26 protein-coding genes are annotated in these 26,451 nt (G+C 63.1%); 13 read left to right on the top strand and 13 right to left on the bottom strand.

Going from position 1 to position 26,451, the window contains the following annotated elements:
• Positions 1-168: 168 nt before the first annotated feature.
• Positions 169-2,487: an NADP-dependent malic enzyme gene (locus tag HH213_RS07585; protein WP_169111829.1), complete on the bottom strand. Its 2,319-nt coding sequence runs from the start codon at positions 2,485-2,487 to the stop codon at positions 169-171.
• Between the two features lie 321 nt (positions 2,488-2,808).
• Here HH213_RS07585 and HH213_RS07590 point away from each other — a divergent pair, with 321 nt between their 5' ends.
• Together HH213_RS07590 and thiL are read left to right on the top strand one after the other, a co-directional pair.
• A complete protein-coding gene (locus HH213_RS07590; RefSeq protein ID WP_169111831.1) occupies positions 2,809-3,210 on the top strand; it encodes a hypothetical protein in 402 nt (133 codons plus the stop codon).
• 21 nt (positions 3,211-3,231) lie between these two features.
• Entirely contained in the window at positions 3,232-4,206 is a 975-nt protein-coding gene (gene thiL, locus HH213_RS07595; protein ID WP_169111833.1) for a thiamine-phosphate kinase, read from the top strand.
• On the opposite strand, the gene HH213_RS07600 is transcribed toward thiL, so the two are convergent.
• Entirely contained in the window at positions 4,191-6,806 is a 2,616-nt protein-coding gene (locus HH213_RS07600; RefSeq protein WP_169111835.1) for an EAL domain-containing protein, read from the bottom strand. The two genes, thiL and HH213_RS07600, sit on opposite strands and share 16 nt — an antisense overlap.
• A gap of 156 nt (positions 6,807-6,962) precedes the next feature.
• On the opposite strand from HH213_RS07600, the gene HH213_RS07605 reads away from it, so the two are divergent.
• The 3 genes from HH213_RS07605 to HH213_RS07615 all read left to right on the top strand — a co-directional run bounded on the left by HH213_RS07605 (position 6,963) and on the right by HH213_RS07615 (position 8,814).
• Positions 6,963-7,451 (top strand): CinA family protein, encoded by a 489-nt coding sequence (locus HH213_RS07605; protein ID WP_169111837.1) that lies wholly within the window; start codon positions 6,963-6,965, stop codon positions 7,449-7,451.
• A gap of 62 nt (positions 7,452-7,513) precedes the next feature.
• Positions 7,514-8,254 carry a P-loop NTPase family protein gene (locus HH213_RS07610; protein ID WP_110845323.1) on the top strand — a complete coding sequence of 247 codons (741 nt, stop codon included), beginning with the start codon at positions 7,514-7,516 and terminating at the stop codon, positions 8,252-8,254.
• 2 nt (positions 8,255-8,256) lie between these two features.
• Complete coding sequence (locus HH213_RS07615; RefSeq protein ID WP_169111840.1) at positions 8,257-8,814, top strand: hypothetical protein; 558 nt, start codon at positions 8,257-8,259, stop codon at positions 8,812-8,814.
• A 44-nt stretch (positions 8,815-8,858) separates the two neighbouring features.
• Here HH213_RS07615 and HH213_RS07620 read toward each other — a convergent pair whose 3' ends face one another.
• Genes HH213_RS07620 through HH213_RS07630 form a run of 3 tightly spaced genes read right to left on the bottom strand, consistent with a single transcriptional unit; the run spans position 8,859 to position 10,628 of the window.
• Complete coding sequence (locus tag HH213_RS07620; RefSeq protein WP_110845325.1) at positions 8,859-9,161, bottom strand: hypothetical protein; 303 nt, start codon at positions 9,159-9,161, stop codon at positions 8,859-8,861.
• Positions 9,148-9,771 carry a nucleotidyltransferase domain-containing protein gene (locus HH213_RS07625; RefSeq protein ID WP_169111842.1) on the bottom strand — a complete coding sequence of 208 codons (624 nt, stop codon included), beginning with the start codon at positions 9,769-9,771 and terminating at the stop codon, positions 9,148-9,150. Before HH213_RS07625 ends, HH213_RS07620 begins: the two co-directional genes overlap by 14 nt.
• 2 nt (positions 9,772-9,773) lie before the next feature.
• Complete coding sequence (locus HH213_RS07630; RefSeq protein ID WP_169111844.1) at positions 9,774-10,628, bottom strand: pentapeptide repeat-containing protein; 855 nt, start codon at positions 10,626-10,628, stop codon at positions 9,774-9,776.
• A gap of 118 nt (positions 10,629-10,746) precedes the next feature.
• Between HH213_RS07630 and HH213_RS07635 the strand changes: the two genes are divergently transcribed.
• Positions 10,747-11,073, top strand: coding sequence for an ArsR/SmtB family transcription factor (locus HH213_RS07635; protein ID WP_110845328.1), 327 nt, complete (start codon positions 10,747-10,749; stop codon positions 11,071-11,073).
• A complete protein-coding gene (locus HH213_RS07640) occupies positions 11,070-12,101 on the top strand; it encodes a cation diffusion facilitator family transporter (RefSeq protein WP_169111846.1) in 1,032 nt (343 codons plus the stop codon). The genes HH213_RS07635 and HH213_RS07640 overlap by 4 nt, the downstream gene beginning before the upstream one ends.
• Here HH213_RS07640 and cysK read toward each other — a convergent pair.
• The 3 genes from cysK to HH213_RS07655 all read right to left on the bottom strand — a co-directional run bounded on the left by cysK (position 12,098) and on the right by HH213_RS07655 (position 14,515).
• Positions 12,098-13,030, bottom strand: coding sequence for a cysteine synthase A (cysK, locus tag HH213_RS07645; RefSeq protein WP_169111849.1), 933 nt, complete (start codon positions 13,028-13,030; stop codon positions 12,098-12,100). The genes HH213_RS07640 and cysK overlap by 4 nt on opposite strands.
• Positions 13,031-13,094: 64 nt before the next feature.
• A complete protein-coding gene (locus HH213_RS07650) occupies positions 13,095-13,589 on the bottom strand; it encodes an FKBP-type peptidyl-prolyl cis-trans isomerase (protein WP_169111851.1) in 495 nt (164 codons plus the stop codon).
• A 47-nt stretch (positions 13,590-13,636) separates the two neighbouring features.
• Positions 13,637-14,515 (bottom strand): tRNA threonylcarbamoyladenosine dehydratase, encoded by an 879-nt coding sequence (locus tag HH213_RS07655; protein WP_169115031.1) that lies wholly within the window; start codon positions 14,513-14,515, stop codon positions 13,637-13,639.
• 54 nt (positions 14,516-14,569) lie between these two features.
• Here HH213_RS07655 and HH213_RS07660 point away from each other — a divergent pair, with 54 nt between their 5' ends.
• From HH213_RS07660 to HH213_RS07670, 3 genes are all read left to right on the top strand, one after another.
• Positions 14,570-15,505, top strand: a complete 936-nt coding sequence (locus HH213_RS07660; RefSeq protein WP_169111853.1) for a tetratricopeptide repeat protein — start codon at positions 14,570-14,572, stop codon at positions 15,503-15,505.
• A 58-nt stretch (positions 15,506-15,563) separates the two neighbouring features.
• Complete coding sequence (gene pdxH / locus HH213_RS07665; RefSeq protein WP_110845333.1) at positions 15,564-16,799, top strand: pyridoxamine 5'-phosphate oxidase; 1,236 nt, start codon at positions 15,564-15,566, stop codon at positions 16,797-16,799.
• Positions 16,800-16,871: 72 nt separating this feature from the next.
• Positions 16,872-18,215 carry a class I SAM-dependent methyltransferase gene (locus HH213_RS07670; protein WP_169111855.1) on the top strand — a complete coding sequence of 448 codons (1,344 nt, stop codon included), beginning with the start codon at positions 16,872-16,874 and terminating at the stop codon, positions 18,213-18,215.
• On the opposite strand, the gene msrA is transcribed toward HH213_RS07670, so the two are convergent.
• The gene (msrA, locus tag HH213_RS07675; protein ID WP_169111857.1) at positions 18,184-18,717 is read right to left on the bottom strand and encodes a peptide-methionine (S)-S-oxide reductase MsrA; all 534 of its coding nucleotides are present in this window, start codon (positions 18,715-18,717) and stop codon (positions 18,184-18,186) included. The genes HH213_RS07670 and msrA overlap by 32 nt on opposite strands.
• Before the next feature lie 95 nt (positions 18,718-18,812).
• On the opposite strand from msrA, the gene HH213_RS07680 reads away from it, so the two are divergent.
• Both HH213_RS07680 and HH213_RS07685 read left to right on the top strand, forming a co-directional pair.
• Positions 18,813-19,316 (top strand): flavin reductase family protein, encoded by a 504-nt coding sequence (locus HH213_RS07680; protein ID WP_110845336.1) that lies wholly within the window; start codon positions 18,813-18,815, stop codon positions 19,314-19,316.
• Positions 19,317-19,407: 91 nt separating this feature from the next.
• Positions 19,408-20,592 (top strand): acyl-CoA dehydrogenase, encoded by a 1,185-nt coding sequence (locus HH213_RS07685; protein ID WP_169111859.1) that lies wholly within the window; start codon positions 19,408-19,410, stop codon positions 20,590-20,592.
• 1 nt (position 20,593) lies between these two features.
• On the opposite strand, the gene HH213_RS07690 is transcribed toward HH213_RS07685, so the two are convergent.
• On the bottom strand, positions 20,594-21,490 hold the full coding sequence (locus HH213_RS07690; protein WP_169111861.1) for an AraC family transcriptional regulator: 897 nt from the start codon (positions 21,488-21,490) through the stop codon (positions 20,594-20,596).
• Between the two features lie 133 nt (positions 21,491-21,623).
• Between HH213_RS07690 and HH213_RS07695 the strand changes: the two genes are divergently transcribed.
• Positions 21,624-22,595, top strand: a complete 972-nt coding sequence (locus tag HH213_RS07695) for an SDR family NAD(P)-dependent oxidoreductase (protein ID WP_174864398.1) — start codon at positions 21,624-21,626, stop codon at positions 22,593-22,595.
• A gap of 43 nt (positions 22,596-22,638) precedes the next feature.
• Here the strand turns inward: HH213_RS07695 and HH213_RS07700 are convergent, their stop codons facing one another.
• The 3 genes from HH213_RS07700 to HH213_RS07710 form a co-directional block, all read right to left on the bottom strand.
• On the bottom strand, positions 22,639-23,319 hold the full coding sequence (locus HH213_RS07700; RefSeq protein WP_110845340.1) for an OmpW/AlkL family protein: 681 nt from the start codon (positions 23,317-23,319) through the stop codon (positions 22,639-22,641).
• Positions 23,320-23,350: 31 nt separating this feature from the next.
• Positions 23,351-24,727, bottom strand: coding sequence for an SGNH/GDSL hydrolase family protein (locus HH213_RS07705; RefSeq protein ID WP_169111863.1), 1,377 nt, complete (start codon positions 24,725-24,727; stop codon positions 23,351-23,353).
• A gap of 174 nt (positions 24,728-24,901) precedes the next feature.
• Positions 24,902-26,443 carry an alpha/beta hydrolase family protein gene (locus HH213_RS07710; RefSeq protein WP_169111865.1) on the bottom strand — a complete coding sequence of 514 codons (1,542 nt, stop codon included), beginning with the start codon at positions 26,441-26,443 and terminating at the stop codon, positions 24,902-24,904.
• Between the last annotated feature and the right edge of the window lie 8 nt (positions 26,444-26,451).

Consider the following 26,451-nt stretch of genomic DNA (forward strand, 5'->3'; position numbering starts at 1 on the left):
AATGCCAATCCATCGTGAGTAATATAAGTACCCCAATATTGTAACAGAGCGTACCTGCGCACTTTAGAACGACGATGCCCGTTTTACATCACTTACATCTGGTTACGAAGACAAAAAAAAACGGTCGCCCCCCACTGTGGCGGACGACCGGTCAGGCGCTTCGGCGGCTTACGCTTTGCGTTGCGCCACCGCATCGACCACGCACAGCGCGGTCATGTTGACGATGCGGCGCACGGTGGCCGACGGCGTCAGGATGTGCACCGGCTTGGCGCAACCGAGCAGGATCGGACCGACCGCGATGCCGTTGCCGGACGAGGTTTTCACCAGGTTGTAGGCGATGTTGGCCGATTCGATATTCGGCATCACCAGCAGGTTGGCGTCGCCGGTCAGGGTCGAACCCGGCATGATGGCGTTGCGCAGTTTCGAGTCCAGCGCGGTGTCGCCGTGCATTTCGCCGTCCACTTCCAGCGACGGATCGCGCTGCTTGATCAATTCCAGCGCGGCGCGCATCTTGACCGCCGACGGACTGTCCGACGAACCAAAGTTGGAATGCGACAGCAGCGCGGCGCGCGGCGACAGGCCGAAGCGGCGCATCTCTTCCGCCGCCAGCACCGTGATCGCCGCCAGTTCGTTGGCGTCCGGATTCTCGTTGACGTGGGTGTCGACCATCACCAGCTGGCGCTGCGGCAGCACCAGCACGTTCATGGCGGCGTACACGCAGGCGCCTTCGCGGCGGCCCAGCACCTGGTCGATGTAGTGCAGGTGCAGCTGGGTGGTGCCGAAGGTGCCGCAGATCATGCCGTCGGCGTCGCCCTTCTTGATCATCATGGCGCCAATCAGGCTGTGGCGGCGGCGCATTTCCAGCTTGGCGTACTCTTGCGTCACGCCTTTGCGGGCGGTCAGCTCGTAGTAAGCCTGCCAGTAATCGCGATAACGCTCGTCGTGGTCCGGGTTGATGACGTCGAAGTCGACGCCCTGCTTCAGGCGCAGGCCGAACTTGGCGATGCGCGCATCCAGCACGGCCGGACGGCCGACCAGGATAGGACGCGCCAGCTTTTCATCGACCACCACTTGCACCGCGCGTAGCACGCGCTCTTCTTCGCCTTCGGCGTAGACGATGCGCTTGATGTCCATGTCAGCCTTCTTGGCGACCTGGAACAGCGGTTTCATGAAGGTGCCCGAGCGGTAGACAAATTGTTGCAGGCTTTCTTCGTAGGCTTGCAGGTCCTTGATCGGACGGGTGGCAACGCCGGAATCCTCAGCAGCCTTGGCCACGGCCGGGGCGATCTTGGTCAGCAGGCGCGGATCGAACGGCATCGGGATCAGGTATTCCGGGCCGAACGACAGGTTGGTGAAGCCGTAGGTGGTGGCGACGATGTCCGACTGCTCGGCGTGGGCCAGCTCGGCGATCGCGTGCACCACGGCGATTTCCATTTCGCGGGTGATGGTGGTGGCGCCGCAATCGAGCGCGCCACGGAAGATGTACGGGAAGCACAGCACGTTGTTGACCTGGTTCGGGTAGTCCGAACGGCCGGTGGCGATGATGGCGTCGCCGCGCACGGCCTTGACGTCTTCCGGCAGGATTTCCGGATTCGGGTTGGCCAGCGCCAGGATCAGCGGGTTCGGCGCCATGGCCTTGACCATGTCCTGCTTCAGTACGCCGCCGGCGGAGACGCCGAGGAAGATGTCGGCATCCGGAATCACATCGGCCAGGGTGCGGGCGTCGGTTTCGCGGGCGAAGCGTTCCTTGTCCGGGTCCATCAGTTCGGCACGGCCCTTGTAGACCACGCCGGCAAGGTCGGTCACGTAGATGTTTTCCAGCGGGAAGCCGAGGTCGACGATCAGGTCCAGGCAGGCCAGCGCGGCCGCGCCGGCGCCGGACACCACCAGCTTACATTTTTTGATGTCTTTGCCGACCAGCGAGATGCCGTTCAGGATGGCGGCGCCAACGATGATGGCGGTGCCGTGCTGGTCGTCGTGGAACACCGGGATCTGCATGCGCTCGCGCAGCTTGCGCTCGATGGTGAAGCACTCCGGGGCCTTGATGTCTTCCAGATTGACGCCGCCGAAGGTCGGTTCCAGCGAGGCGATGATGTCGACCAGCTTGTCCGGGTCTTGCTCGTTGATTTCGATGTCGAAGACGTCGATGCCGGCGAATTTCTTGAACAGTACGCCCTTGCCTTCCATCACCGGCTTGGCGGCCAGCGGGCCGATGTTACCCAGGCCCAGCACGGCGGTGCCGTTGGTGATGACCGCGACCAGGTTGCCGCGCGCCGTATATTTATAGGCATTGGCCGGATCGATGACGATCTCTTCGCACGGCGCCGCCACCCCTGGCGAGTAGGCCAGTGCCAGGTCGCGCTGATTGGTCAATTGTTTGGTTGGCGTAACGCTGATTTTGCCTGCGGTGGGAAATTCGTGGTATTCCAGCGCGGCAACGCGCAGCTGTTGACGAATTGCTTCTTTTTTCTCAGGTGACGAATCCATGTGCTTTACTGCCTTCCCATATTGTGCGATCGAAGGCCTATGATTTTAGCAGAGCGCCTCTGGCGTTTAACTAGGTATTTTCACCAACAGCAATAAACGTTATCAGCATTTTTTATGACCCGGCGGGGGTTAGCCGAATTTTTGAGCATATTCCCCCTGAATGAGCGCAACATAATCAATTTTCCGAACTAATTGGCCGTGACTATCAAATAAAGAAATATGATTGAAATTATCAATATTTCACCATGCGAAGCGGCGCGCTGCGCAAGCCGGGCCGTTTCGGCTAAGCTGGAGGCATCAGCCGTCCATCAGGAGAATTCCATGTCCGCCTTGATTGTGTCCAAGCATCTTCCCGAGCCGGCCGGCGCTTCGCCGCAAGGCGCAGCCTGGCAACAGCTGTTGCACTGGCAAGAAAGCAGCCAGCAACTGGCCTTCGTCTACAGCCGTTCGCAGGGCGGCCTGGTGCATACCGGACAAGGCAAGCTGGACCAGTTGAGCCTGGACGCCACCACCATCGAGGCCGGCGCCAGCAAGCTGTACATCGTGCTGGCCGGCGCCTCGTACGAGGCCGGGCCGCAGCTATTCTTCACGCCCAACCTGCTGAGCCGCTTCCACGTCAACGGCGTGGCGGTGCGGCTGGCCAACCATGACTGGCTGTTCCTGTCTGACGAATCGCTGCCGACGCTGGGCATGGAAACCCTGATCCGCCGGCTGGAAACCTGACGGCAAGCGATACAATGTCGCATGCTCTCCGAATTCGACCTCATTAAAGAATACTTCCAGCGCCCCCACCATGCCGCACGCGCCGTGCTGGGCATCGGCGACGATTGCGCGCTGCTCGCGCCCACGCCCGGCATGCAGACCGCCATTTCGTCCGACATGCTGGTCGAGGGCCGCCACTTCTTCGCCGGCGAAGATCCGCTGCGGCTGGGTCACAAGGCGCTGGCGGTCAACCTGTCCGACCTGGCGGCGATGGGCGCGCGGCCGGTCGGCTTTACGCTGGCGCTGGCGCTGCCGTCGGCTGAGCGCGCCTGGCTGCAAGGCTTTTCGCAAGGCCTGTTTGCGCTGGCCGACGCTTTCAATATCGAACTGATCGGCGGCGACACCACCAAGGGGCCGCTGAATATCTGCATCACCGTGTTGGGCGAACTGGCGCCGGGCCAGGCATTGCGCCGTAGCGCGGCCCAGCCGGGCGACGACATCTGGATTTCCGGCACGCTGGGCGACGCCCGCCTGGCGCTGGCCGGCTACCGGCTGGAACTGAAACAGCCGCTGGACGCCGCCAGCCAGCGCGCCGCCGCCGTGCGCATGCATACGCCGGTGCCGCGCGTGGAACTGGGCGTGCTGCTGGCCGAGCAAGGCCTGGCCCATGCCGCCATCGATATTTCAGACGGCCTGATTGGCGACCTCGGCCACATCCTCAAGCTGTCGCAAGTGGGCGCCACGCTGAATGTGGATGCACTGCCGGCCGGCGATATCCTGTCGACGCAGGACGTCGCGCTGCGCCGCGCTTACACGGCCGCCGGCGGCGACGATTACGAGTTGTGCTTTACCGCGCCGGTGGCCGCCCGCGCCGCCATTATCGCGGCAGCCGGCAGCGTGGCGACGGCGGTCACGCGCGTCGGCAGCATCGATGCGCACAGCGGCTTGCGGCTGGTGGACGCCAACGGCGCGCCGCTGGATTTACAGCTCAGCAGCTTCGATCACTTTACGTCCTGAAGCGCCTGCAGCGAGGTGGCATCCTCGCCCGGCTGACCGGCCAGCTTGCCGCTGCCATGCATCAGCCAGTAATGATGGAACGCCAGGCGGATGTTGTCGCGCAGCTGGGTGTCGTCCCACGGCTTGGTGTAGAAGCGGTAGATGGCGCCGCGGTTGATCGCATCCAGCACCGCCTCCAGCCCGGTGTAGCCGGACAGGATGATGCGTATGGTTTCCGGATACATTTCCTTGACCTTGCTGAGAAACTCGGTGCCGCTCATGGCCGGCATGCGCTGGTCGCAGACAATCACCTGCACCGCATGCAGCGCCAGCAATTCAAACGCCTCGGTCGGCGAGGCCGCCGTCAGGATCTGGTAGCCGTCGCGGCGGAACAGCCGGTGCAGCGACGCCAATACATTCACATCATCGTCAACGATCAGCAAGGTCTGCGCCGGCTGGCTGGCGTCGCCGGCCGGCGGCGGCAAGCTGTGGCCTGACTGCACCAGCAGGCTCAGCTCGTCCGGCGGCAGCGGCTTGCTGTAGAAATAGCCCTGGATTTCATCGCAGCGGCCGCGCCGCAGATATTCCAGCTGGGCCCGGGTCTCCACGCCCTCCGCCACCACTTGCAGCTTGAGGCTGTGCGCCATGCTGATGATGGCCAGCGCGATCGCCGCATCGTTGGGATTGGTGGTGATGTCGCGCACGAAGGCGATGTCGATTTTCAGCTTGTCGATCGGGAAGCGCTGCAAATACGCCAGCGACGAATAGCCGGTGCCGAAGTCGTCGATGGCCACCTTGATGCCCAGCGCCTTCAGGCTCTTCAGTACGGTGATGGTGCGCTCGGCGTTGGACATCAGCGAGGTTTCGGTCAGCTCCAGTTCCAGCAGTTCCGGCGGTGTGCCGTGGCGCAGCAGCGCGTCGCGCACCAGCTGCGCCAGGTCGCCTTCGACAAACTGGCGGCTGGCGACGTTGACCGCCACCCGCACCGGCCCGGTGCCATCGGCCAGCCAGGCGGCGATCTGGCGGCAGGCGGCGTCGATGATCCAGGCGCCGACCCGCACCACCAGGCCGGTGTCTTCCAGCACCGGCACGAACTCGGCCGGATAGACCAGGCCGAAGCCGGGCCGCTGCCAGCGCAGCAGCGATTCGACGCCGGCAAAGCCGCCGGTGTGCAGGTTGACCTTGGGCTGGAAATGCAGCCGCAGCTCGTGGTTGTCGAGCGCGCGGCGCAGCGCCAGTTCCATGTCCAGCCGCGCCAGCACTTGCACGTTCATGCCGGCGGTGAAGAAGCGGTAGCCGTCGCGGCCGGCCTGCTTGGCGCGTTCCATCGCCGTGTCGGCGTACTTGACCAGGGTTTCCGGATCGGTGGCGTCCTCCGGATAGACCGAGATGCCGATGCTGGCGCTCAAAATCGCCTGGTGGCCGTCCAGCTCAAACGGCTGGCGCAGCGCTTCGCGCACTTCGTTGGCGGCGTGCACCGCGTCCTGCTGGTCGCGGGTCATGGTCAGGATCAGCGCGAACTCGTCGCCGCCGACACGGCCGACGGTGTCGCGGATGCGCGCAGTCTGCACCAGCCGGTTGCTGAACTGGCGCAGCAGGTCGTCGCCGCCGGCCGTGCCGAGCGAATCGTTGATGTTCTTGAAGCGGTCCAGTCCGATCATCAGCACGATGATGCGGCGCGACTTGTCCTGCGCCACGCTGATGGCGTCGGCCACGATCTTGAAGAACAGCGTGCGGTTGGGCAGGCCCGTCAGGCTGTCGTAGTGGGCCATGTGCTGCAGCAGTTCTTCCGCCTGGCGGCGTTCGCTGATATCGCGCGCCACGCCCAGCATCACGGCCGGCTGGCCGGGGCGCTGCAGCAGCTGCCAGTACAGTTCGACCGGCACGGCGATCAGGTCGCGCCGCATCAGTTCCAGTTCGTTCAGTTCCGGCGAGCGGGCCGGGCCGATGGCGGCGGCGTAGTCGGCCAGCCGTTCGGCCTGCGCGCGCAGGGCGGCCGGCGAACCGAGGCCGAGCCGGCTGGCGGTCGGCCCCAGCATCTCGCCGCGCGGATAGCCGAGCATGCGGCAGGCGCCTTCGTTGACGTCCAGCAGGTCGGCGTTGGCGGCGTCCAGCAGGAAGATGGCGTCGGCGGTGGCGTCCATGGCGCTGCGGAAGCGCTGCAATTCGGCGGTCCGCTCGCGCACCGTCTGTTCCAGCCGGGCCGCGTAGTTGCGTTCGCGGTTGTGCAGCAGGCGCATCTCCAGCATGTTGCGGATGCGCGTCAAGGTTTCTATCGGATCGAAAGGCTTGCTGATGAAATCGCGCGCGCCGGTCTCGAAGGCCCGCAGCTTGTGGTCGGGCTGGGCGGTGACCACCAGCACCGGCAGCCAGCCGTCCGGTTCCAGCGGCTTGAGCGCGTCCATCACGTCGAAGCCGCTCATGCCGGGCATTTGCAGGTCGAGGATGATCAGGTCGAAATGGTGTTCGGCGTGCCAGGCGGCCACCACGCGCGGGTCGGTAGTGGCGCGGACGTCCTTGTAGCCGGTGGAAGTGAGCAGGTATTCCAGCAGTTCAATGTTGACCGGCTGATCGTCCACAATCAGGATACGGGCGTGATGGATGTCGGTCTGGCTGATCATTGAGCCTCCGCTCGATACTTACTCTTCAATAAGCTTACCAGTCTCAGCAGAGAGTGGCGCACAACTGCATGAATTTTTGCAGGATTGCGACGATGGCAAGCTGCATGGTACAGTGACAGCAAGCCCCCGTAGCCCCGTATCCGAGAAGGACAAGCCATGAGCAATAGCGATACCATCCTCGATCTTGCCGCCCAAGTCGGCAAAGCACTCCAAGACAAAGGGCTGATCCTGGCCACCGCCGAGTCGTGCACCGGCGGCGGCGTCGCCCAGGCCGTCACCGAAATCGCCGGCTCCACCGGCTGGTTCGACTGCGGCTTCATCACCTATTCCAACGCCTCCAAGACCGAAATGCTGGACGTCTCGGCGGCGCTGATCGCGCAGATGGGCAGCGTGTCGGAAGAAGTCGCGGCCGCCATGGCCAGCGGCGCGCTCGGCTCCAGCAATGCGCATATCGCGGTCTCGACCACCGGCATCGCCGGCCCGACCGGCGCCGTGCCGGGCAAGCCGGTCGGTACCGTGTGCTTCGGCTGGGCCAACGCCGACACGGTTCACACAGAACGGCTGGTATTTGCCGGCGACCGCCGCGCGGTGCGCGAGCAGACCGTGATTCACGCGTTACAAGGGCTGCTCCGCTTCATCAACTAGGTTGCCTTTAGACCACAAAACAATTACTCTCGACGCATTCAAAAAGCGTTTCGGGAGTAGTAATGCAAAACACGGTACATTTCATTCTCCAGGGTAAAGGCGGCATCGGCAAGACGCTGGTGTCGACCATTCTCGCCCAATGGGTCGCCAGCAAGGACGTGGCCGAAGGCCAGCAGCCGCTGCGCTGCTACGACACCGACCAGGAGAATCCGACCTTCTCGCGCTACAAGGCAATGAACGTCAAGCATGTGCCGGTGATGACCGACAGCCGCACCATCGACCCCAAGCGCTTCGACGCGCTGATGATCGACCTGCTGGAACAGGACGGCAACTGCGTCATCGACAACGGCGCCAACACTTTCTCGCCGCTGATGGGCTATCTGATCGAGAACGACTGCTTCTCGCTGCTGCAGGAATCAGGCCGCAAGGTCTACATCCACACCATCGTCGGCGGCGGCGACACGCTGCATGACACTGCCACCGGTTTCGTCTCCACTGCCAAGGCCACCAACGTGCCCCTGGTGCTGTGGGAAAATGAACACTTCGGCCTGCTGCAATCGGCGTCCGGCAAACAGTTCGTCGAATCGCAGACTTACGCCGACAACTCGTCGCGCGTAGTCGGCCGCGTGGTGCTGACGGCGCGCAACGCCGACACCTTCGGCGCCGATCTGAAGAAAATGAATACGGCGCGCATGACCATGGCCGAAGTGCGTGAGAGCGACAAATTCAACGTCATGGAAAAGCAGCGCATCAAGGTGGTGTTCCGCGACCTGTTCGAGCAACTCGACAAAGTGCAGTGGTAAGCATGGACCAGCAAAAGCTGCGCAGTCTGGTATTTGAAAAGACCGGCGTCAAGATAGACCTTGACGACCCGGTGTTCGCGCTGGTGGCGCTGAACGAAGCGGTGCTGGAAGAGACCGTGGAGCGCCACGTGGCACGCATCGACGCCGCCTCGCAAGAACTGGCGCAGCAGGCGCGGCTGGCGGGTGGCGCCAACGCCGTCGCGCACGGCAGCCACCGCGCTTCGCACGAGGCCACGCACGACGCGCCGGCCCATGGATCGCACGGCGCCGGCCATCCGCCCGGCTATGTGCCGACGCCGTCCGCCGGTCCGGTGCGGCCGATCGCCACCCATTCGCCGGCCATTACGCCGCGTGAACTGCGGCTGCTGGCGGCCGCAGCCGGCATCGCCCTGATCAGCGCACTGGTAGTATTGGGCGGCCAGGCCGCTTTCCGTAAGCCAGCGCCAGCACTCAGCGCCGAACAGGAGCAAGCCCTGCAGCGCGCCGACAAACTGGAAAAAGCCCTGCAAAACCTCGATCCCAAACTGCGCGCGCAACTCCCTGCCGATCTACAGAAGTAAATTGCGTGCGGCGGGCCACGCTTGATTCGTCCGCTGAACCAGCGTCAGACTGGATAGCTAGACTGCAACAGCGCCGCGAGAGAGTCGCCGAGTCGCCGTACTTCACTGGCCAGCAGGCGGTATTCCTCGGTTATCTGCTCCTGACTTTTGTTTGCCAGAAAGAAAAGCTTATCGGCCGAGGCATAAATGGTTGCGGTCAGCGCGCTGCGTGGGTCGAGACCATTGGCGTGTATCCAGCGCTCAATGGCCGCGACCGACAAACCGTACAGTTCCTCACGCCATGGCCGGCTGTTGACTAGGCTGAGTATGCGGCGCTGGGCGTCGATTCTATTGTTAAATTCGTTCATGCAGGCTCCGTAAAGTGTTCATCCATGGTGGCACCACTGCAGCCGCCTTCAGCACGGCGCGAATATCCTCAACCGTCAGCCGATCGCCATGCCCACGCGTGGATAGCAATCTGGCGCGCGTCAGCGTTGAAAAAACTTCCGCGCTCATCGGCAACCGCGGCACCACCAGCAATGGCGAACGGCGCGAGAAAATCGGCTGACCTTGCGCCAGCGAATGACAGGTCGCAAAGTTTCTCAACGCTAGAAACATGCAGGACAAATGAAACGTTGCGCTATTCGCTCCCCGCTCCAGCTCGTCCCACGACTGCATAAACAGGTCTTGAAACTTGGCGTAGTCACTTTCCACCGCAACATATGGCTGGGGCGCCCCTATTTCGCGCAGGAAGTCACTGCCATCTCCGCTGAAAATCAAACGTGCCTCCAGATGAAGGTGCCACGCAAACGGATTGCCTTCTGCCCACAGCGCGCGCAATCGTGGATAGCGGTAAATGGAATACTTGCGGTGATCCAGCTCAGGCGCCGCCTCGTCGACACAAGCCAGCAAATCGACATCCGAGCCATTGTCCACTTCGCCCCTGCAGACGGAACCAAACGCGTAGATGTGCATCATGCTTAACGCCGTCCAAATCGTTTTACCAGAATCGCGGTCAGAAACGCAAAGCCGATCAACCTCAGCGCAGCGATGGCCGAACATACCCACACCGGGAAATATTCCGGCGTGGTGATGCCAAAAAATATGCCCGGCGAGCTGACCAAACTATCCAGGTAATCTCTCAAGCTCCAGGGATCGCGAAATTGCGCTGTGTCATAGATGGCAATCAGCACATGCACCACCATCAGCGTGCGCAGCAACTTGAGAGTACTTTCGCCATTGCCCCAGATAGCATCGAGCATCCTGAATTCTGCCCACCGAATGAATTGCCGGAGCTTCTTCCAGCCCGCATATTTTTCACGATAGTAGCTCTCACTTGATAGCCACGACTTTCTTAGATAGTTTGCGGTCGCATCTAGTTCCAGCAAAATGGCTTTGTTGACGGCCTTGGCATCGCCAATCTGCTGGAAATTCATTCGGAGCGTGCGGGCAAACCGCATTTTCAAGTTGTCCTGGCTGGGCGCCTCGCTATCCAGAATGTCATCGTCAATCTGGCAACGCTCAAAGGTCGCATAGTCGAAGACGCATCCCGAGAATGCCGACTGATGGAAATTACAGCTGACAAAGCGGCAACCGGTAAAGTCGCAGGAGTTGAAAAAGCAGCGGTTGAAATAGGCCGATTCAAAAATACTATGCCGGAACGAGACGTTCTGAAAACGGGTCTGCTTCATGGCATTCAGGCGGACATACACTTTGAATGCATACAGCTGCGGTTCGTTTATCAGGCTGCCGCTGGCAAACAAATCGGTCAACACTTCCCTGTTGCCAGGCGACAGCGCGGCATATGGCTTTTTGGTGTTGGCGTCGTTGTTCATGTCAGCCCCGGCAGAAAGCTGGATTTTGATCCGCTTTCTAACTATCTCATCCGATCCACATCAATCGATCAGCAAGTTTTGTGCTAACATGTGAACACCTATTCACATGTTAGCAATCATGAGCTGTCAACACGACTATTCCACCTGCGATCCGCAGATCGCGCAACTGGCCGATCTGTTCCATTTGCTGGGCGATCCGACCCGGCTGCGCATCGTGCTGGCCTGCATGCCGGCGCCGATTGCGGTCTCCGAGATCGCGTCTACACTGGAATTGAGCAGCTCGCTCGTGAGCCACCATCTGCGCTTGCTGCGCGCCGCCCGCATCGTCAAGTCCGAGCGTCAGGGCAAGCAAGTTTTCTACTCCGCCGCCGATGCCCATATCAGCGGCGTACTCAACGATATGCTGGAACATATCGCCGAACCTGCCACCGGAACCGAAGCATGAGCAAGCACCACGACCACGACCACCATGACCACGACCATGATCACCACGATCATGGCCACGACCAGCACGCGCACAGCCACCACGATCACAGCCACGGCATCGGCCATCACCACCATCACGGCGATCCGAACACCATGGGCCGCGCCTTCGCCATCGCCATCGGTCTCAATACGGTGTTTGTCTGTGTCGAGTTCTTCTACGGTTTCCTGGCCAACTCCACCGCGCTGATGGCCGATGCCGGCCACAACCTGTCAGACGTGCTGGGCCTGATGCTGGCCTGGGGCGCCGCCATCCTGGCCAAGCGCCTGCCGAACCAGCGCTATACCTACGGCCTGCGCAGCAGCTCGATGCTGGCCGCGCTGTTCAACGCCATGCTGCTGATGGCAGCTTGCGGCGGCATTGCGTGGGAGGCGGTGCAGCAACTGGCGCATCCGGACCCGGTGGCCGGCCTGACGGTGTCGGTGGTGGCCGGGGTCGGCATCCTGATCAATGGCTTCTCGGCCTGGCTGTTCATGTCCGGCAGCAAGGACGACATCAACGTCCGCGGCGCCTACCTGCACATGGCGGCCGACGCCGCCATCTCGCTGGGCGTGCTGATCGCCGGCGTGGTGGTGCGCTACACCGGCTGGAACTGGCTGGACCCGCTGGTCAGCATGGTGATCGTGGTGTTCATCGTGATCAGCACCTGGTCGCTGCTGAAGCAGTCGCTGCGCATGGTAATGGCGGCGGTGCCGGACAATGTCGACCGCGCCAAGATCGAACAGTTTCTGCGCCAGCAGCCGGGCGTGAGCAAGGTGAGCGACCTGCACATCTGGGCCATGAGCACCACCGAGAACGCGCTGACGGCGCAGCTGGTCACGCCGACCGGCTATCCAGGCGACGACGCCATCGACGCCATCAGCAAGGCGCTGCGTGAGGAATTCTCCATCCAGCACAGCACGCTACAAGTGCGCACCGGCGAAGCCGAACTGGAATGCTGCCTGCAAGCGCCGGCACCGGCGCCCGCCGCGCACGCCCACGCGCACTAATCCGCCAGATTGGCGTACAGGGCGGTACTCAGGTAGCGCTCGCCAAACGACGGGATGATCGTGACGATGATCTTGTCGGCATGCTCCGGCCGCCGCGCCACCTGCAACGCTGCCCACAGCGCGGCGCCGGAGGAAATCCCCACCAGCAGTCCTTCCTGCCGCGCCGCCTGGCGCGCGGTCTCGAACGCATCCTCGTTGTTCACGCACACCACTTCGTCATAGACGGCGGTATTCAGCACGGCCGGCGCGAAGCCGGCGCCGATGCCCTGGATCGGGTGTGGTCCCTTGGTCCCCTGTGACAAAAACGGCGACGCCGCCGGTTCCACCGCTACGCAACGGAAGCCCGGCTTGCGCTCCTTCAGCACCTCGCCCACGCCGGTAATGGTGCCGCCGGTGCCGATGCCGGCTACCAGGATGTCGACGCGGCCCTCGGTGTCGGCCCAGATTTCTTCGGCGGTGGTGCGGCGATGCACTGCGGGATTGGCGGGATTGTTGAATTGCTGCGGGATCAGGTAGCGCGCATCGCTTGCGGCCAGTTCATCGGCGGCGCGGATCGCACCTAGCATGCCTTCGCTGCCGGGTGTGAGGATCAGCTCGGCGCCATAGGCGCGCAGCAGCATGCGCCGTTCGCGGCTCATGGTGTCCGGCATCACCAGCGTGCAGCGATAGCCGCGCGCGGCGCACACCATGGCCAGCGCGATGCCGGTGTTGCCGCTGGTCGGTTCGAGGATGATGGTGTCGGGGCGCAGTTGCCCGGCTGCTTCGGCCGCCTCGATCATGGCCAGGCCGATGCGGTCTTTGACGCTGTGCGCCGGATTGCAGTATTCCAGCTTGGCCAGGACCTGGGCAGTGCTGCCCTGGGCCAGCCGGTTGATCCGTACCAGCGGGGTACGGCCGATCAGTTCAGTAACGTTGTTTGCGACGTGCATGACAAGCTCCGGCGGCGACGGGGAGAGCTGTTAGTCTACCCCGGTTCGCACGGTACTTGCTCTTTTACTTTACGTTGACCAATTCGACGTCGAAGATCAATGCCGAATTCGGCGGGATGCCGCTGCCTGGCGTCGGACGCGCGCCGTAGGCCAGTTCCGACGGGATGATCAGGGTGCGCTTGCCGCCCACTTTCATGCCGATGATGCCCTGGTCCCAGCCCTTGATGACGCGGCCGGCGCCCAGCACGAAGTCGAGCGGTTCGCCGCGCGCGATCGACGAGTCGAACATCTTGCCGTGCATATTCTTGGCCAGCGGGCGGTACAGCCAGCCCGAGTAGTGCATGTAGACGGTAGCGCCAACGGTGGCTTCGGTGCCGGTGCCGACCTTGGTGTCGGTGATGATCAGCTGTTCGGCAGCCGGACCGGGCGTGGCGGAACCGACCACCAGCGGGGCAGCCGGAGCGGCAGGTGCAGCTTCAGGCTGGGCCTGTGGCGCCTGCGCGAAGGCGGCGGCCGAAACAGTCAACAACATCGCAACAAATACGGAACTACGCTTCATGTGGATTCTTTCAATGAGGTCGGCAGACAGCTCGTCATGATAGCAAACTAGACGGCGTGCGGGGTGCTTGTTGGCAGGGCGTCATCGGCCAGCCGGCGCAGCGCGTGACCGGCCGCCACCATGCCGAAGGTGGCGGTGACCACCATCGCCGAGCCGAAGCCGGCGCAGTTGAGGCCGGTCACGCCGCCGCTGCGGTCGTCGCCGTCGACCGCACACACTTCGCCGGTTTCCGGGAACTTCAGCGGCTCCATCGAGAACACGGCGTCGATGTGGAACTTGGTTTTTTCGCCGCGCGGGAAGCCGTACTGGGCACGCATGATCTTGCGCACCTTTTTCAGCAGCGGTTCCTGCTCGGTCTTGGCCAGATCGCGCACCGAAATCTGCGACGCATCGGTCTTGCCGCCGGCGCTGCCGATGGTAATCACCGGCAGGTTGTGCTGGCGCGCCCAGGACAGCATGGCGGCCTTGGCCTTGACGGAGTCGGTGGCGTCGATCAGGTAATCGAACTTGCCGCCGCCGAGCATGGCTTCCAGGTTGTCCGGCTCGACAAAATCTTCCACCTGGTTGACCTGGCAGAACGGATTGATCTGCGCGATGCGCTCGGCCAGCGCGGTGATCTTGGCCATGCCGACGGTGCTGCTGAGGGCCTGGATCTGGCGGTTGATGTTGGACTCGGCCACGTTGTCGAGGTCGATCAAGGTCAGCTGGCCGATGGCGCTGCGCGCCAGCGCCTCGACGATCCACGAGCCGACGCCGCCGACGCCGACCACGCACACGTGGGCGGTGCGGAAGCGTGCGAGCGCATGGGCGCCATACAGGCGCGCAATGCCGCCGAAGCGGCGTTCAAAGTCGACATCGTCGAAATCTGGGGAGTAATGCTGTTCATGCCGCCATTTTAACGGAGCGGCGGCAAACCAACCGAACATTGAAAAAGTTAACAAGCTGATATGCTGGCCGAATCGCTACCATTCTGCCCAGTCATGTTCAAAAAAATCCTCGCTGCCCTGCGCGGCAGCCAAACCGAAGCCCCCGCCGCCGCAGCAGCCGCCACCCCGATCACTGCCTACGACAGCCAGGGCCGGGAATTGCAGATCAGCCGCGAGGAGTGGCGCGAGAAAATGTTCCTGCCGACGCTGCAGCAGGCATGGGATGACGCGGATGAACTCTACCGACAAATCCTAACCGGCATCAACGACGGCTTCGCGGCCGACCTGCCGGCGGCCGGCGAACGTCTGGTCGAGATCGACGCCAATATCGACCGCAGCCACACCACGCTGGGCATTGTGTACCTGACCAACGGCCAGCTCGACGCCGCCGAAGCCACGCTGCGCGCCGGCATGGAGAAGGTCGGTGAAACCGGCGCCCTGCTGACCAACCTGGCGAAGGTGCAGTTCGAGCGCGGCGACGAAGCGCTGGCCGAGCAGACGCTGTGGCAGGCAGTGCAGGCTGCGCCGAATCTGGAAGCGGGCTTGATGTGGTGGGCCACGACCGAGCGCGAGAAACATGGCGAAGCCGCCTACCTGGACGCGCTGCGCACCGCCGCCGCCCTGCCGGGCGCCTGGTGTCCGCAACTGTGGCTGGCGCGCCACCATCTAGAGCAGCAGCAAGTCGAGCAGGCGCAGGCGCTGTACGCCGGCGTGCTAGCGTCCGGCAATTTCGACCGCCACGCCTTGATGATGATCGCCAACGACCTCGGTTCGACCGGCCACCTCCAATTGATCCTCGACCTGATCGACCCGGTCTACGACGAACACCTGCATGGCCCAACTACCGGCCTCAACCTGATGCGCGCCTGCCTGGAGCTGGGCCAGAACGACCGCGGCCGCGCCATGCTGGTGCGCATGACCGCACTCAATTTCCCGCCCATCCAGCAACACCTTGACCAGTTCGCGCAAGCGTTCCGGGCCAACGACTAAATCCGCGCCTGCTTGAATTATTCTAGAATGGGCGCTTAATCCAGAGAGAGCGCCTTCCATGAGCAACGCACTGTACGACACCGCCCCCGATTTCAGCCAGCCGATTGCTGTGCTGAAACACTGCCACGATCGCATTCGCAAGCAGCTGCAAACCATGCAGAACCTGCTGGCCCACCTGCCCCTGCACGGCGCCGATATTGATGCGCAGAAAGCCGCGCAAGCGGTGTTGAAATACTTCAACCATGCTGCTCATTTGCATCACGACGACGAGGAACAAAACCTGCTGCCGATGCTGCAGGCCACCGCGCGCGACGCCGACGCCTCCCTTCTGGCAGAGCTGGTTCCCGCCATCTTGGCCGGTCACGAGCAAATGGATAGAGACTGGACTATAATCAAAACGCAACTTGAGCAAATCGCCAACGGGACCAGCACCACGCTGTCGGCCAGCGATGTCGCGCGCTTCTGCGACACCTACGCGGCCCACATGGTGCAAGAGGAAACCCATATCGCAACGATGGCCAAGCGGCTGTTCACCCCCGAACAAATGGCGCAGCTGGGCAGTGCAATGCAGGTACGGCGCGGGATTACCCCCGACCTGCCGCCCAGCCAGGTGCCGGAGCAACAGGCGGTCCCGGTCAACCACACGGTGGCCGATGGCGTAGTGCTGGCGGACTTGCGGCTCGATTACGGCCGCGCCAGCCTGACAGAGCAGGACGTGCTGGACGACCCGATCGCCCAGTTCGGCAAGTGGTTTGAGGAGGCCATGCATGCGAAGGTCAATGAACCCAACGCGATGAGCGTGGCCACGGTGGACGCGGACGGCAAACCCAGTTCGCGCATCGTCCTCATCAAGCAATACGACCAGCGTGGTTTCACCTGGTACACCAATTATGAGAGCCAGAAAGGCCAGCAGTTGCGCGCCAACCCGCGCGCGGCTTTGCTGTTCTTCTGGAGTGAACTCGAACGCCAGGTGCGGATCGAAGGTAGTGTGGTGCAAACCGCCGCCGAAGAAAGCGACAAGTATTTTTACAGCCGGCCGGTGAAAAGCCAGATCGCTGCGATTGCCTCGCAGCAGAGCGCGCCTATCGCCAACCGGGAGCAGATGGAAGCCAATTACGAAGCCGCCGCGGCAGTCAGCGGTGAGCAGCCGGTGCGGCCGGCGCATTGGGGCGGTTATCGCCTCGATCCGGTCCGCATCGAATTCTGGCAGGGACGCCGTTCGCGTTTCCATGACCGGATCGTGTACGAGAAACAAGCTGATGGCAGCTGGGTCAAGGAGCGCCTGCAACCGTAAGCAGGACCGCCTCCGCATGGATACCAGACCATTGCTTGCGATGGTCTTTTTATCCTGAACTCGGAGGTTATCTTGTTCGTACAGAATCAACTTAGCAATTGGATCTCGGGCATCCGCGAACAGCTCACGCTGCCGCTGCGCATCGAGCTATGGAACGGCCAGCAGGTCGACCTGTCCAGCGAAACACCGCGCGTGACGATACGGCTGCCGAATATCGCCGCCGCCCGCTACCTGCTGACGCCGTCGCTGTCCAACCTCGGCACCGCCTATGTCGAAGGGGCGATCGAGGTCAAAGGCAAGGCCATGGACATGATCGCCGTGGTCAACGCGCTGGCGCGCAGTTCGCTCAAGGCCGAGGGCAAATTCGCCCGCATGGTGCGCACCATCAGCCACAACAAGCAGAAAGACGCCGAAGCGATCCGCTATCACTACGACGTCTCCAACGACTTCTACCAGGAATTCCTCGACCCGAATATGGTGTACTCGTGCGCCTATTTTGAAAACGGCGACGAAGACCTGGCCACCGCCCAGCTGAAGAAGATCGACCACATTCTGCGCAAGATCGAGCTGCGGCCAAACCAGACGCTGCTCGACATCGGCTGCGGCTGGGGCGCGCTGGTGATCCGCGCGGCGCAGAAGTACCACGCCCGCTGCGTCGGCGTCACCTTGTCGGAAAACCAGTATGCGCTGGCGAGGGAACGGGTGCGCGCCGCCGGGCTGGAGCACCTGGTCGAGATCCGCCTGCAGGACTACCGCGACGTGCGCGGCCAGTTCGACCGCATCACCAGCGTCGGCATGTTCGAGCACGTGGGCATCCGCCATTTGCCGGAATACTTTGCCGCCATCAACAAGCTGCTGGCGCCGGGAGGCATCGTGATGAACCACGGCATTACCTCCACCGATGCGGACAACGGCGAGACGCCGTACGGCGGCGGCGAGTTCATCGAAAAATATGTGTTCCCGCACGGCGAACTGGCGCACATCGGCCATGTGCTGAAAGCCATGCAGCAGGGTTCGCTGGAAGTGACCGACGTAGAAAGCCTGCGCCGCCACTACGCCCGCACCTGCGCCATCTGGACCGACAACTTCGAGACCAACGGCGAGAAAGTGCGCGCGCTGGGCGGGGACAAGCGCTACCGCATCTGGCACGTCTACCTGGCCGGGTGCGCCTATGCCTTCGAGCAGGATTTGATCAGCCTGTACCAGATCGTCGGTCGCAAGGCGGGCCAGCGGGCGTCGGTGCTGCCGTGGTCGCGCAAGCATATGTATCCATCGGCGGCAAGTGCGCCGGTGCAGCCGTCGTATGCGCTGGACGAAGGCGGCGTGCCGGCGTTTGCGGTGCTGGGCGAGGACGGCGGCGCAGCAGGGCTTGCCGCACCGGCCCTTACCTCAAACGCTCGGCATACGTCTTCTTGAACTTGTCGACCTTGGGCGCCACCACGAACGCGCAATAGCCCTGCATGGGATGCTGGCGGAAGTAATCCTGGTGGTAGTCCTCGGCCTTGTAAAACAGCGGGGCCGGCGACAGTTCGGTGACGATGGGCGCATCCCACACATGCGCCATTTCGGCGATGACCTGGCGCGCCGTGGCTTCCTGCTGCGGCGACTGGTGATAGATGACCGAACGGTATTGCGTGCCGACGTCGTTGCCCTGGCGGTTGAGCGTGGTCGGATCGTGGATAGTGAAAAAGATTTCCAGCAGGTCGCGGTAGCTGATAACCGTGGGGTCGAAGCTCAGCTTGACCACTTCCGCGTGGCCGGTGGCGCCGGTGCACACCTGTTCGTAGGTCGGCTGCGCGATCTCGCCGCCCGCGTAGCCGGACTCCACCGAGGTGACGCCCCTGACCTCCAGGTACACCGCTTCGGTACACCAAAAACAGCCGCCGCCCAGTAGCGCGGTTTCCACATTGCCAGCCATGACTCCTCCTGCGTAGAAGACTTGCCCACCTGCCCACTGTAACGCAAACCGGGGTAATCCGCTATGACGGTACAAATCTTTGGCATAATGGACGCATGAACACCAATTCTCCCCGTGCCGAAGAGCGCACGTTCGATACGGCGCATTTCCGCCAGGCGCTGGGCCAGTTCGCGACCGGCGTGACCATCATCACCACCCGGCTGGCGGACGGCAGCTTTCGCGGCCTGACCGCCAGTTCCTTCAATTCCGTCTCGCTCGATCCGCCGCTGGTGCTGTGGAGCCTGTCCAATGGCGCCAACAGCATGCCCATCTTTACCGGCAACTCGCATTACGTCATCAATGTGCTGAACGCTGAGCAAGCCCATCTGGCCAAGCGCTTCGCCACCCGTGGCATCGATCCGTGGGAAGGCGTGGAATACGAGCTGTCGCGCACCGGCCAGCCGATTTTGAAGGATGCGTCGGCCTGGTTCGAGTGTCATAACCGTAGTCGCTACCCGGAAGGCGACCACGTGATTTTCGTCGGCGAAGTGGAATTCTGCGCGTTTTCGCCGCGCCCTCCCCTGATCTTCCACAGCGGCCAGTTCGCCGGCCTCGGGTAAAAAACGGAAATTGGTGTCGCCATTAGAAAAGCGCACACCAGGTCTCAGGCATAGAATGCTGGCAGCATTCATCCATAATGAGAGACTATCTATGAGCCAAGTCCGCGCCCAATTCCACTGGGATGACCCGCTGTTGCTGGACCAGCAGCTGACCGACGACGAGCGCATGGTGCGCGACGCCGCAGCCGCCTACTGCCAGGACAAGCTGCAACCGCGCATCCTCGACGCCTTCCGCCATGAAACCATGGACACGTCGATTTTCCGCGAAATGGGCGAGATCGGCCTGCTGGGCCCGACCATTCCCGAACAGTACGGTGGCCCCGGCCTGAATTACGTGGCGTACGGCCTGATCGCCCGCGAAGTCGAACGCATCGATTCCGGCTACCGCTCGATGATGAGCGTGCAGTCGTCGCTGGTGATGGTGCCGATCTACGAGTTCGGCACTGAAGAACAGAAACAGAAATACCTGCCCAAGCTGGCCAGCGGTGAGTGGATCGGCTGCTTCGGCCTGACCGAACCGAACCACGGCTCCGATCCCGGCTCGATGATCACCCGCGCCAAGAAAGTGCCGGGCGGCTATTCGGTGAGCGGCGCCAAGATGTGGATCACCAATTCGCCGGTGGCGGATGTGTTCGTCGTATGGGCCAAGGACGATGAAGGGTCGATTCGCGGCTTCGTGCTGGAAAAAGGCATGGCGGGTCTGAGCGCGCCGGCCATTCACGGCAAGTTCGGCCTGCGCGCCTCGATCACCGGCGAAATCGTCATGGACAATGTGTTCGTGCCGGAAGAAAACGCCTTCCCGGACGTGCGCGGCCTGAAAGGTCCGTTCACCTGTTTGAACTCGGCCCGCTACGGCATCGCCTGGGGTGCGCTGGGTGCGGCGGAGTCGTGCTGGCACACGGCGCGCCAGTACGTCATGGATCGCACGCAGTTTGGCCGGCCATTGGCCGCCAACCAGCTGATCCAGAAGAAGCTGGCCGACATGCAGACCGAAATCACCATGGGCCTGCAAGGCTGCCTGCGCCTGGGCCGCATGAAGGATGACGGCACGGCGGCGGTCGAGATCACGTCGATGATGAAGCGTAACTCGTGCGGCAAGTCGCTGGATATCGCCCGCCTGGCGCGCGATATGCTGGGTGGCAATGGCATCTCCGACGAGTTCGGCATCATCCGCCACATGGTCAACCTGGAAGTGGTGAATACCTACGAAGGTACGCACGATATCCACGCGCTGATCCTGGGCCGGGCCCAGACCGGCATCCAGGCCTTCCAGTAACTCACACCACGACGCTGGAAATATCGCTGATATTTTCCCGCAGTCGCGACGCATCCTGCTTGGGCGGCCGGCCGAACAGCCGGCCGTATTCACGGCTGAACTGCGACGGACTTTCGTAGCCGACCGCGTAGGCGGTGCGGGTGGCGTCGGTGCCGGCCGCCAGCAGGCGCCGCGCCGCCTGCAAGCGCAGCGTCTTCAGGTATTGCAAGGGACTGGTCGCGGTCGCCGCGCGAAAGTGCCGGTTGAACGACGACACGCTCATGCCGGCGATTCCCGCCACCGTCTCAATCGCCACCGGTTCTTCAAAGTGCTGGCGCATCCAGTCGATCGCCCTGCGCACCTGGGCCAGCCTGCCCTCCTCGCGGGTGATCTGGCGCAGCAGCGGGCCATGCGGGCTTTGCAGCAAGCGGTACATCAGCTCGCGCTCGCGTGACGCCGCCAGCAGCGGAATATCTTCCGGCGTGTCGAGCAGCGCCAGCAAATGATCCCACGCCTCCAGCACCGCGCGCGATACCGAGCCGATATGAAAGCCCATCACCGGCTGTTCCGGCGGCGGCGCCGGCATCTCCGCAATCAGGGACGCAAACAGCGCATGATCCAGCGTCAGGCCGGTGCCGACATAGGGCTGGTCGCCCGCCATCTCGAACACGCAGCAGGTGGTCGGCAATTCGATTAGCGAGGCGTAGCAGCCGCCGGCGCTGTAGCGCAGCATCTTCCCACCCACCAGCATCTGCTTGGCGCCCTGCAGCACCAGGCAAACGCCAGCCGCCACCGCCGTGATGGTCGGCTCCGGCTGGCGGAAAGCGCCGATCGCCAGCCGTGGGATCGGCGTGTCGGTCAGTTGGCCGCCGCTGTGGTACAGCACACGGCGCGTCATCTGTTGAAGTAAATCGTCCATCAAGCCAGTGTGGCAGTGCCGCCGGCGAAGGGCAAGCGTTTGAGCGGATCAGGCAAGAAATCGACCAGTTTGGGCGAATTCGCGGCCGCCGGTAAGCGTATCGTGATGACTCCATACACAGGAGGACCTCATCATGAAACATTTCGGAGCAACATCCACCACCGACGAGGTGCTGGCCGGCAGCGACCTGCGCGGCAAGCGCGCCTTCATCACCGGCGTCTCGGCCGGGCTGGGCGTGGAGACTGCGCGGGCCCTGGTGGCGCATGGCGCGTCAGTAGTCGGCACCGCGCGCGACCTGGCAAAAGCCGAGCGCGCCACGGCCCAGATCCGGCAGGCGGCGCAAGCCAGCGGCGGCGAACTGACGCTGGTGCAGATGGACCTGGCCGACCTGGCGTCGGTGCGCGCGTTGGGCGACGCCGTGGTCGCCGCCGGCCAGCCGTTCGACCTGGTGGTGGCCAACGCCGGCATCATGGCCACGCCACTCCAACACACCCGCGACGGTTTTGAAAGCCAGTTCGGCACCAATGTGCTGGGCCACTACGTGTTGATCAACCAGTTGGCGGCGTTGATGCGGCAAGGCGCGCGGCTAGTCACGCTGTCGTCCAATGGCCACCGTTTCGCCGACGTCGACCTGGAAGATCCGAACTTCGAACACACGCCGTATGATCCATGGGTGGCCTACGGCCGCTCGAAGACCGGCGACGCGCTGCTGGCGGTCGCCTTCGACGCGCGCCATCGCCACCGAGGCGTGCGGGCGGCCAGCGTGCATCCGGGCGTGATCCAGACTGAGCTGGTGCGCAATATCGAACCGGCAGCGTTCCAGGCGGCGTTCGAGGCCATGAATGCGCAGCATCTGGCGCTGGGCAATCCGCCATTCGAAGTGAAGTCGGTGCAGCAAGGTGCGGCCACCACCATCTGGGCCGGCGTGGTCGCCGATGCGGATACGATCGGGGGGCGTTATTGCGAGGATTGCCAGGTCGGCGAACTGGTGCCCGACGATCTGGAGTTGAGTGCCTTCAGTGCCGGCGTGCGGCGTTATGCGGTCGATCCGGCGCGGGCCGAAGCGCTGTGGAACAAGGCGGAGCAACTCGTCGGCAACCGTTAAAAAAAAAACCGCTGCCGAAGCAGCGGTTCTCTCTACCCGAAGGCTAGAAGCCCTTGAAGGCGTAGCCGATGCTGAAGTTGACCGCCAGCGGATCGAGGCGCACTTCCTGGGTCTGGCCGGTCGAGTAGTGGGCCGTGGTTTTCAGCTTGGTCTTGATGACCGACGCATCCAGGAACCATTTCTCGTTGATCTTGTACGTGCCGCCGATCTGGAAGCTGGCTGCCGATTTGTCATCCAGCTTGAAGGTCGCGCCCGGGCCGCCGGTATTCAGAATGGCGGTCAGCTGGCCCGAACCGCGTTCCTTCTGGAACATGGCGTAGGTATAGCCGAGGCCGACATACGGGCGGAACGCCGAGTCCGCGTTCAGGAAACGGTACTGGACGAAGAAGGTCGGCGGCAGCACTTCCGCCGTCGCCAGCTTGCCGGTGCCCTGAATGGACCCGGCGCCGGACAGCTCGTGCTTGTACGGCAGGCCCAGGTCCAGCTCAGCCGAAATATGATCGGTCACCATGTAGCCTATGGTGAAGCGCGGCTTGGTGTCCGAACCGACGTCGGTCTTGGTGCCCGGCAGCGCCGGTGCCGACACATCGCCCGACTCCACTTTCGGCGTGATCTTGTTGACACCCAGCGTACCCAGCCAGGTACCGGCGGTTTGTTGTGCCGATGCAGCCGAAGCCACCGTCATTGCGGCGGCCAGCGCCAGCAGTTTTACCGTTTTATTCATATCGTCTCCAGATATCTTGTATGTGACTGAATTACAGCCAGCCCTTGGTCACCATCGCTTTGGACACATAACGCGCCAGCAGCAGGTTGTTGTAAGGGGTTGGGTGTACGTCATCGGCAAACGACCAGTGGCTGACGTCGCCCGTTTTCAGGTTGCTGGCATTGCACACCAGCGAGCTGCCCAGCGGGTTCTTGGCGGTGCTCAGGTCGCACGCGGTTTCGGACACGTTGGTCAGACCGTATGGGCCAGGATTGGTGGCCTGGTCATGGCTGACCGCGAACACGTCCACCAGCAATACTTTCGATTCACTGGCCAGGCCAGTGCTCAGCGCGCTGTTAAAGGCGTTGACCATGGCGTTGATCAGCGCCTGGGTCGAGGCATCCTTGGTGCGGCCCGACGGCGTGGTGGCCACGTCCGGCAGGTTGTTCACCACCACGTAGTTGGCGCCGTTGCCGATCAGCTGGGTTTTCACCAGTGCCACCAGTTCGGTGCCGGCCTGGCCCATTGCAGCGACCAGTTCAGGGCCGTGGGCGGTGGCGTAGTCAGCACCGGCTTTTTGCCCTGCGGCGGTACCGGCGGCGGTAGCCTTGGTCACCATCGGACCATACACAGCAGGGGAAGCGACCGCCGAGTTACCTGGCTGCACAGCAGCAGCGCCGACTGCGGCCTGGGTAATGGTGGTCTGCGTCGCGCCGCTCTGCGCCGCTGCGGTTTGCGCGGCAGTGCCGATAGCGGCGGCGGCCGACGCAGGATCGGTAGCGCCGGCCGCCAGCTGACCAACCAGACTGGTGACGTAAGCGGTGTTGCCGGCCGCGGTGCCCGCTGCGGTCGCGGCGGTGCTCAGCGCACCCAGCTGGAACAGCGCATCGTTACCGCCGGCCATCACCAGCACCAGCTCGTCGCCCTTGAATTTGCCGCCAACGGCTTTCAGGTGGTTGGCGATCTGGGTCACGACCGGATAGGTCAGCGCGCCCAGCGCGCTGCCGGTCAGCTTGTTGCTTGGTCCAACCGGGTTGGTCACGCGCGAACCGCCCATGGCGTAGCCGTAGCAGCCGGCGTGCGCAGTGGCCGGCACCGAGAAGCCCTGGGCGGCGTTACCGTCCAGGCCAGTCACGGCGGCGCATGGTGCAGCCAAGCCGATCTGGGCGGCGGTCAGCTCGGTCCAGTTTTTGCCGGTCAGGGTTTCGTTGACCGAGGTGTTATTGCCGTTGATGGTGAATTTGCCGCCCTTCAGCGCGGCGACGGTGCCGACTGCGTAGGAACCGACGTCGGACAGGCTATCGCCGAACGATACCTGTGCGCTGTATTTGACTTTGGTGGTTTGATCGCCGGCTGCTGGATCGGTGCCGCCGCAACCCGCAAGGACGGCCAGGGCCATTGCAGCAAGTGCAAGTTTGGTATGACGCATGTTGTCTCCTAAAAATATTTTTTTGTCTTGTGATACGAACGGCCGTGCTATTCGCAACCCAACTAATATGCCAGTCCCGGAAACACTTGTATAGAGGAACACCCCTAAAAACCGGGGTTTGTGAGCAAAAAAGAACGCTTGCTCGGCGTTTCTTACGCTAGATCAAGGAGCGATTCACCGGCTTGGTGCAGAATCGAGGAAGGCACGCGCTTCCCGCAGGCAAAACGGCGCCACCAATCCGGCGTGGTACGCATCCTTGACCGCCTGGTCGGCGGCAGCGGCGCTGCCGGTCTGTTGTTTGGTGAGAGCGCGCAACGCCTCCTTGGCCGCAGCAAATTCCGTGCGCGAGGTCAGCGATGGCCCCGCCGCCAGTGTGTCCACGTTCAACACCGTCAGTTGCAGGCCGGTCGCATTTTGCGCGCGGAAGTAGGCCGCCGTGCTGGTGGTGTTGGCGTACGGGACTAACGGGTCTTCATCGCCGCCGCACAGGAACAGCGGCACGGTCGGCGTGTAGGTGCGCAGGTCGTTCTTCAGCAGCCATTTGCGCAGTGATTGCGCCGGCGCGCAGGCCAGCGGCGCGGCGCTGCTGGCGTTGCACGGGTTGGCCTTGAGGTCGGCCAGGTAGGCGTCGCGGTAGGCGGTCTTGATCAGGTGATCGGCGCCGAACGCACTGGCGTAGCCGGCCGTCTGCGGCAGCGAGTCGGCGGCAAACAGCACATCGTTGGGCAGCTTGCCGGCGGCCACCAGTTCGCCCAGGCTTTGCGTGCCGGGCAGCAGCGTGTCGATGCCGCTGGCGTATTTCGGTTCGTAGATATCGCTGGTGCTACTGTACAGGTTGGCGCCGGCACGCTGGCCGGCGGTGATCAGCATCGGCAAAAAGCCAGCCGAACCGGTGGTCGGCGCGCCGTTGAAGATAGTGTCGCCGAACTGCATCAGCGCGTACGGGCCGGACAACGGCGCGGCGGCCGTCACCGCAAATTCGGACGGGTATTGCGTCTGCATGGCGCGCTGCGTGGCCAGTGCCACAAAGCCGCCCTGCGAGTAGCCGGTGACCATCAGCCGGCTGGAAGCGCCAACGTTGATGCTGCTGAACACGCTGCGGGCGGCGCGCAAGGCGTCGATCATATCGGCCGACTGCTGCTGCGCATCCAGATACGGATGGTAGCCGGCAGTCGAGCCGGCATAGCCGACGTAATTCGGCGCCACCACAATGTAGCCCTGGGCCGCGAACATGGCGGCGATCAGGCGCGGTTCGGTCGAGGCCAGATTGGCCATGTCCGTGCTTTTTTGTACCGAGGTGCCGTGCGCGTACAACAACACCGGACGGCCGCCCTGGCAAGCCGCATCGCTGCCCGACGGCACAAAAATGGCGGTGTTGGCCGGCGTGTCGGCGCCGGTGGCATCGATGGTGTGATATTTCAGCGTGTAGGTGGTGATGGCGCAGGTGGGCGTGCCGGTGACCGCGCTGCCCAACGTGGTGCCGGCGTCGACCAGCGTTTTCAACGCGGCCGGGTCAAGCGTGTTGACAGTGCTGCCGGCGCTGACCACGACCGGCACCAGCGTGGCGCCGCCAATCGGTTGGCCTCGCAGTTGCGGCGCCGGCGGCGTCGGTTGAGTGACGACACTGCCGCCGCTGTGGTCGGCACTACCGCCGCCGCCACCGCAGGAGGCCAGGGTCAAGACAAGGGGAATCAGGGCCAGCCGTGCATTGCGCATATCACATC

The sequence above is a fragment of the Duganella dendranthematis genome, from assembly GCF_012849375.1.
Lineage (GTDB): Bacteria > Pseudomonadota > Gammaproteobacteria > Burkholderiales > Burkholderiaceae_D > Rugamonas > Rugamonas dendranthematis.

Excerpts from the sequence above, each read along its gene's own strand:
- HH213_RS07690 (WP_169111861.1), bottom strand. The coding sequence starts at position 21,490 with ATGGACGATTTACTTCAACAGATGACGCGCCGTGTGCTGTACCACAGC.
- HH213_RS07680 (WP_110845336.1), top strand. The coding sequence starts at position 18,813 with ATGAACACCAATTCTCCCCGTGCCGAAGAGCGCACGTTCGATACGGCG.
- HH213_RS07635 (WP_110845328.1), top strand. The coding sequence starts at position 10,747 with ATGAGCTGTCAACACGACTATTCCACCTGCGATCCGCAGATCGCGCAA.
- HH213_RS07640 (WP_169111846.1), top strand. The coding sequence starts at position 11,070 with ATGAGCAAGCACCACGACCACGACCACCATGACCACGACCATGATCAC.
- HH213_RS07705 (WP_169111863.1), bottom strand. The coding sequence starts at position 24,727 with ATGCGTCATACCAAACTTGCACTTGCTGCAATGGCCCTGGCCGTCCTT.
- msrA (WP_169111857.1), bottom strand. The coding sequence starts at position 18,717 with ATGGCTGGCAATGTGGAAACCGCGCTACTGGGCGGCGGCTGTTTTTGG.
- HH213_RS07650 (WP_169111851.1), bottom strand. The coding sequence starts at position 13,589 with ATGAAGCGTAGTTCCGTATTTGTTGCGATGTTGTTGACTGTTTCGGCC.
- HH213_RS07630 (WP_169111844.1), bottom strand. The coding sequence starts at position 10,628 with ATGAACAACGACGCCAACACCAAAAAGCCATATGCCGCGCTGTCGCCT.
- HH213_RS07590 (WP_169111831.1), top strand. The coding sequence starts at position 2,809 with ATGTCCGCCTTGATTGTGTCCAAGCATCTTCCCGAGCCGGCCGGCGCT.
- HH213_RS07700 (WP_110845340.1), bottom strand. The coding sequence starts at position 23,319 with ATGAATAAAACGGTAAAACTGCTGGCGCTGGCCGCCGCAATGACGGTG.
- HH213_RS07620 (WP_110845325.1), bottom strand. The coding sequence starts at position 9,161 with ATGAACGAATTTAACAATAGAATCGACGCCCAGCGCCGCATACTCAGC.
- cysK (WP_169111849.1), bottom strand. The coding sequence starts at position 13,030 with ATGCACGTCGCAAACAACGTTACTGAACTGATCGGCCGTACCCCGCTG.
- HH213_RS07710 (WP_169111865.1), bottom strand. The coding sequence starts at position 26,443 with ATGCGCAATGCACGGCTGGCCCTGATTCCCCTTGTCTTGACCCTGGCC.
- HH213_RS07695 (WP_174864398.1), top strand. The coding sequence starts at position 21,624 with ATGAAACATTTCGGAGCAACATCCACCACCGACGAGGTGCTGGCCGGC.
- HH213_RS07605 (WP_169111837.1), top strand. The coding sequence starts at position 6,963 with ATGAGCAATAGCGATACCATCCTCGATCTTGCCGCCCAAGTCGGCAAA.
- HH213_RS07685 (WP_169111859.1), top strand. The coding sequence starts at position 19,408 with ATGAGCCAAGTCCGCGCCCAATTCCACTGGGATGACCCGCTGTTGCTG.
- HH213_RS07585 (WP_169111829.1), bottom strand. The coding sequence starts at position 2,487 with ATGGATTCGTCACCTGAGAAAAAAGAAGCAATTCGTCAACAGCTGCGC.
- pdxH (WP_110845333.1), top strand. The coding sequence starts at position 15,564 with ATGAGCAACGCACTGTACGACACCGCCCCCGATTTCAGCCAGCCGATT.
- HH213_RS07660 (WP_169111853.1), top strand. The coding sequence starts at position 14,570 with ATGTTCAAAAAAATCCTCGCTGCCCTGCGCGGCAGCCAAACCGAAGCC.
- HH213_RS07655 (WP_169115031.1), bottom strand. The coding sequence starts at position 14,515 with ATGTTCGGTTGGTTTGCCGCCGCTCCGTTAAAATGGCGGCATGAACAG.
- thiL (WP_169111833.1), top strand. The coding sequence starts at position 3,232 with ATGCTCTCCGAATTCGACCTCATTAAAGAATACTTCCAGCGCCCCCAC.
- HH213_RS07625 (WP_169111842.1), bottom strand. The coding sequence starts at position 9,771 with ATGATGCACATCTACGCGTTTGGTTCCGTCTGCAGGGGCGAAGTGGAC.
- HH213_RS07610 (WP_110845323.1), top strand. The coding sequence starts at position 7,514 with ATGCAAAACACGGTACATTTCATTCTCCAGGGTAAAGGCGGCATCGGC.
- HH213_RS07615 (WP_169111840.1), top strand. The coding sequence starts at position 8,257 with ATGGACCAGCAAAAGCTGCGCAGTCTGGTATTTGAAAAGACCGGCGTC.
- HH213_RS07600 (WP_169111835.1), bottom strand. The coding sequence starts at position 6,806 with ATGATCAGCCAGACCGACATCCATCACGCCCGTATCCTGATTGTGGAC.